At 42.5% G+C, this 4,525-nt stretch carries 4 protein-coding genes and 2 pseudogenes; 2 read left to right on the plus strand and 4 right to left on the minus strand.

Going from position 1 to position 4,525, the window contains the following annotated elements; all coding sequences use genetic code 11:
* Positions 1 to 97: pseudogene (locus IM462_RS21160) on the plus strand (IS200/IS605 family transposase); the annotation flags it as partial.
* Positions 98 to 365: 268 nt separating this feature from the next.
* Here IM462_RS21160 and IM462_RS02415 read toward each other — a convergent pair.
* Positions 366 to 1,478, minus strand: a complete 1,113-nt coding sequence (locus IM462_RS02415) for a sensor histidine kinase (protein ID WP_287704500.1) — start codon at positions 1,476 to 1,478, stop codon at positions 366 to 368.
* A 363-nt stretch (positions 1,479 to 1,841) separates the two neighbouring features.
* Between IM462_RS02415 and IM462_RS02420 the strand changes: the two genes are divergently transcribed.
* Positions 1,842 to 2,258 carry a DUF1816 domain-containing protein gene (locus tag IM462_RS02420; RefSeq protein WP_002737782.1) on the plus strand — a complete coding sequence of 139 codons (417 nt, stop codon included), beginning with the start codon at positions 1,842 to 1,844 and terminating at the stop codon, positions 2,256 to 2,258.
* 26 nt (positions 2,259 to 2,284) lie between these two features.
* Here the strand turns inward: IM462_RS02420 and IM462_RS02425 are convergent, their stop codons facing one another.
* The 3 genes and pseudogenes from IM462_RS02425 to IM462_RS02435 all read right to left on the minus strand — a co-directional run bounded on the left by IM462_RS02425 (position 2,285) and on the right by IM462_RS02435 (position 4,289).
* Positions 2,285 to 2,479, minus strand: coding sequence for a hypothetical protein (locus IM462_RS02425; RefSeq protein ID WP_002737105.1), 195 nt, complete (start codon positions 2,477 to 2,479; stop codon positions 2,285 to 2,287).
* Positions 2,480 to 2,718: 239 nt separating this feature from the next.
* Positions 2,719 to 2,862: pseudogene (locus IM462_RS02430) on the minus strand (IS630 family transposase); the annotation flags it as partial.
* A gap of 212 nt (positions 2,863 to 3,074) precedes the next feature.
* Positions 3,075 to 4,289 (minus strand): pentapeptide repeat-containing protein, encoded by a 1,215-nt coding sequence (locus tag IM462_RS02435; protein WP_287704504.1) that lies wholly within the window; start codon positions 4,287 to 4,289, stop codon positions 3,075 to 3,077.
* Positions 4,290 to 4,525: the final 236 nt, after the last annotated feature.

Consider the following 4,525-nt stretch of genomic DNA (forward strand, 5'->3'; position numbering starts at 1 on the left):
AAAGCATGGGGATGAAGGTATGATAGCGAGATATGTAAAAGAACAAGATAAAGAATACCTGCAGCTACACCAAAATCTACAATTGAGTCTATTTTGATTCTGATACCCCGTCCGCTTGCGGCGGGGTAGTTCATTTTTCTCATATTTTTTCAGTAAAATTAAATTAGCAACGATAGATGTACATTTCAGCTATAGAACTATCTAATTAGTACGCAGACTAAAAGCAAGCTGTGATTGGGTTATAATTTTTGGAGATGTCTATTAGATATTTTAGTACAAATGCTCAAACTCTCTCTCCCCGCTCCATCTCCCCCTTCTCCCGTCTCCCCTTACCGATTACTGTTTACCGATCACTAAAAAAACCCCTACTCCCAATTCGGAGATATTGCTAGGGAAAAACGAAAAGTGCTGCCTTTACCTAATTCACTTTCTACCTCCATTTGACTTTGGTGTAATTCCACTAAACGACGGGTAATTGCTAAACCGATACCACTACCCCCAGAATAACGGGAACGAGAACGATCGGCCCGCCAAAAGCGCTCGAAAATAAAGGGTAAATCCTCTGCTGCGATGCCGATTCCCGTGTCGATAACGGCAATTTGTAGGTGATTTTTGTCCCTTGTCACTTGCAGAGTAATTGCACCCTGATCGGTGTAACGAATGGCATTACCGAGCAGATTAACTAAAATTTGTTCAAGGCGATCGGGATCGGCCATGACAGATGGTAAATTGGGGGGACAATCTAACTGTAAAGTCGGTCCATCTTCTAATAATTGATCGGCAAATTTTTCGATAAGAGAATTTAACAAAGTTAATAAATTAACAGGTTGCAGTTTAATCGAGAGATAACCAGATTCCGCTCGCGATAGCTCCTGTAGATCGTGGGTTAAACGTTCTAGCCGGCGAGTTTCTTTCACTAATTTCTGATAAAGTTCTGGATTAGGTTCGATCGCACCATCGGCTAATTCTTCCAGATATCCCCGCACCACAGTTAAAGGTGTGCGTAATTCGTGGGTAAGATCACCGATTAATTCCTGGCGACGTTTTTCCACATCGGCTAAACTAATCGCCATCTGATTAAAACTGATGGCTAATTGATTTAATTCTGGGATTTCGCTTTCTGGAACTCTCGCCGATAAATCCCCTTCCGCAAAATTTTTAGTGATTTGTTTCATTTGTTTTACCGGTTTCATAATGCGTTGAGAAACCAAAAAACTCAGATAACCAGCTGCACTTCCTCCCGCAATAAATGACCAAATAGCACTACTATCCCAAGCCGTCTCAAAACCCCTAACCAAGAAAGTTCTCGCTGAACGCACGGTAAAAAATCCCTGCCTTTCTAACTGTTCCAAACGCAAAACAAACATTCGGGGAGAAGATAATTTAGCAATGATAATAAAGCTACTCAATCCCACCACCATAACGAGGAGATGGGATAAAAATAATCTGGTTCCTAAGCTTAATTTTGGTGGCTGCATATTTGTTAAAAAACTCTATTTGTTGTCAATATTATTAACATTGTTTATCATAAAGATGAAGTATAACAGGATTGGGCATCGACGACCGACTCCCGAAAACAAAAACTTTGTACCTCACCATTAAGATAACAGCCATATATCCGGCTACAGCATCATAAAGAACTCTATCGGGTTCTTCCTGTGGAAGAATCTCCCCTTAAGCCATGCTGTGAGGGGAGAATAGGTCAAAACCTAACTTTTTGCCGCTCTATGCTATGGTATCAAGATGCGCTACTCTGTTAGGAGATGATTTTGCTTGAGTCATCTGCTCAAAGTAGCGTCTGTTTTTTTTAACCCTTACCCCCAAAAGAGAATCTTTTCTGTATGCTAGAGGCTAATAATCAGGGAGAGAATCAAATATTTCTCTATGAAGTTGTTTTTTCCGGTTCTTCTGGCTCTTTGCCTCAACGCTTCTCCCGGACAGTCCTGCGAGTACCTAAAAGCCGCATGAGTCAAGAAACACAGCGCCTCCTGCGCCAAGGTGCCAGGATTCTCAGTATAAAGCCTCTTGACCCAGAAACTGTCTCCATTAAGCCTAGTTTACCACCTCAACCCTGGTGGATAGAGATCACCACCACTCAGCCGAAATGTCTCTATTATTTCGGTCCGTTTGAGAGTTTTTCTGAAGCTTTATCCCATCAATCCGGTTATATCGAAGACCTACAATCGGAATCTGCCGTGGGGATTAACAGCGAAATTAAACAATGTCAGCCCGAGGTTTTAACTCAAGAAGATTTTTAATTTATGGTATCTAATTATACAGATTTTTAGGAATAGTTAGTCTCCTTTTGTTTTCGTTGAATAATGCCTTCACCTTCACAGAATTTACAGGGGACGGATTCATTCTCTGTCTCTAGATAGATTCTTCCTTTGCCTTGGCAGTGGGAACAGATAACTTTTTCTTCCCACCAATAATTCTCTAAAAAAGCCTCATCGGTAATATAGGTAAAATCTTCAAACATTGGCTTGTCCTCTTATTGTTCAGATAGCTTAATCTGGGTTCACCTTTCAACCTGAGAAATTGAAAATCAGTTTTACCCCCATAGTAAAAAAGATCGGGTTCATTCTCTTGGAAACTTAAATTACTTCATATTTATTCATATTTATTAATATAATAATGAGTGTTCACTATCAATCTTTGCTAAAGCAGCACCCCCTGATTGTATCATAGCAGACATGGCAATTAACGACCAACTATACTTTAGACGTTCATAATCTGAGATTTATTCAACTTCTGAAATGGTAGAGTAAGCAAGGAATTCAGTTCTTTTTTATGTTTCAGATGGGCATCATTCAGACATTCATAAATAGCTGAAGAAAAGTCAGAAAAGTTTTCATAATATTTAGGGTTGGCTGAATAAATGTGAAATGTAGGTAAGGTAAGGGTTTTGTGGCTTTTCTCGCCAAACAGGTGCAAGATTTTGAGAGAATCGTGCTTCCAAACCTTGCGTTTTCATCGGCCCGCGTCCTGTAGGGGCGAAGCATTTGGGCATAACCTATCGGTGAAACCGGAGATTTTCTATCCGAATGCTTCGCCCGTACTTTTTGCCGCAAACCCTATTTAGTATTACAATCAATCGGATTTGGCGGATCTGAGTTTTTGTCCCTTTTGAGTTTGTCGATTTCTCGTTGATTGGCTTCCCGGTCCGCAGCCACCCATAATTGTTTATCAGTATCCCAGTAGGCTCCCCTGTGTATTGCTCTTTCCCAAAAGCAGGCCGATTTAATTTGTTTTGGGTGAAGATCCTCGGCTCCGTAGAGGTAGGCTCCGTAGAGGTAGGCTCCGTAGAGGTCGGCTCCGTAGAGGTAGGCTCCGATGAGGTAGGCTCCGTTGAGGTAGGCTCCGATGAGGTAGGCTCCGTTGAGGTAGGCTCTGTAGAGGTTGGCTCGGTTGAGGTTGGCTCGGTTGAGGTTGGCTCGGTTGAGGTTAGCCCGGTTGAGGTTGGCTCCCCTCAAATTTGTCTGGCTTAAATCAAGAATTTTAATTTTATTAGAGTCAGTTGTTCCAGCCAAATTATCCCCGGCCTGGTCATTTTCAACTTTACGCCGCCCGATTACCGTTAAAGCGGCCTGAACTGGAATACTCACGGAAGGGAGCTTTTCTAGGACTTTCTGTCTTGCCGCTGGCTCCAGTTGTTCAATATTCGAGGGAATGGGGGAATTTTTACGAATGTAGGAAGTCAGCACTTCCATAATTGTCCATTGATCCTTGGGAGAATCTTTGGCAATTCGCTCTAGGGAATAAATGCCGCCAATTACCACCTCCTCTTTAGTATTACCGATTTGCTCGACAGCTTTCGAGAAGCGCTCGGTAATAAGACGTTCCTGAGTCAGTCGCATTTCCGCTTGAGAATTGCGATAATTGACAAAAAGTCCGATTCCTGCCGAAAGGGTAGCAATTAATCCCAGGGCAGAAATAATCGTTTTGACCACATCAATGGCAAAGGTGCGGCTGTCTTTGTCTTCACGGGCAAAAAGTCCAGGTATTTGCTGAAATAGCCAGAAGGGAAAGATTAGCAGTTTCCAAGCAACTCTGACAAGAGACTGGAGCGATAGCAACAATCTTTTAATTAGCCTTTTTCCCCCGCGATAGGGCATTTTTAGATTCCAAGCAAGAATCGCTCTGGGATGTTGGCTCAAATATTCTTTCGCTTGCTGCCAGTCATCTATCTCATTGCCTTCTTTACCCGATGCCAGCCGTTTTTGATAAAACTCGTAAGCCTTGATCTGGTGCAATTCTAAAGGAATTCGTGGTGATTTTTTCTGGGCCATGTAGCGTTTTCCCCGCCAATAGATGGATTTTGCCAAGGGACTGAGGGACTGACAAAACTGTTTTCGAGGTTGGTTGAAAAGAAGTAAGTAGGTAGGCGTTAAAAGTTGTCAGATGCCCCCCTTATTAAGGGGGGATTAAAGGGGGGACTAAGGGGGGATCGGCACCCCCCTTATCAAGGGGGGCAGGGGGGATCGAACCTAAAATCCATTTTTAATTTAATTATAACCAGCTACTT

The organism is Microcystis sp. M144S2 (genome assembly GCF_020246065.1).
GTDB lineage: Bacteria > Cyanobacteriota > Cyanobacteriia > Cyanobacteriales > Microcystaceae > Microcystis > Microcystis ichthyoblabe_A.

What these genes read in the sequence shown, in the direction of transcription:
- IM462_RS02415 (WP_287704500.1), bottom strand. Translation starts at nt 1,478, where the DNA reads ATGCAGCCACCAAAATTAAGCTTAGGAACCAGATTATTTTTATCCCAT.
- IM462_RS02420 (WP_002737782.1), top strand. Translation starts at nt 1,842, where the DNA reads ATGCTAGAGGCTAATAATCAGGGAGAGAATCAAATATTTCTCTATGAA.
- IM462_RS02425 (WP_002737105.1), bottom strand. Translation starts at nt 2,479, where the DNA reads ATGTTTGAAGATTTTACCTATATTACCGATGAGGCTTTTTTAGAGAAT.
- IM462_RS02435 (WP_287704504.1), bottom strand. Translation starts at nt 4,289, where the DNA reads ATGGCCCAGAAAAAATCACCACGAATTCCTTTAGAATTGCACCAGATC.